The organism is Blautia sp. DFI.6.71 (assembly GCF_020593585.1).
Taxonomy (GTDB): Bacteria; Bacillota; Clostridia; order Lachnospirales; family Lachnospiraceae; genus Blautia_A; species Blautia_A wexlerae.
Map to the genome: position 1 here is coordinate 1 of NZ_JAJDMJ010000219.1, position 225 is coordinate 225.

Annotated in this window: 1 pseudogene; it reads left to right on the forward strand. The window is 47.1% G+C overall.

Annotation, left to right across the window (positions count from 1 at the left end):
• Window positions 1–225, forward strand: a pseudogene (locus LJE12_RS21260) (IS200/IS605 family accessory protein TnpB-related protein); the annotation flags it as partial.

Consider the following 225-nt stretch of genomic DNA (forward strand, 5'->3'; position numbering starts at 1 on the left):
AAGAGATGCAGACCGTATCCAGCTATGGCGTAGAATTACGAAAACAGAATATCCCGGTCCGCCAGACACTGGAAATCTACCGGTCTGCGGTCAGTTACCTGACAGAAATATATGAGCAGGTGTGGGAGAAACTGGCAGAGATCCCTGATGCAAAAAGGCGGTTTAATGCCGCAGAGCATCTGGTGCATACTACAAAAAAGAATCCTGCACGCTTTGATTTTGATC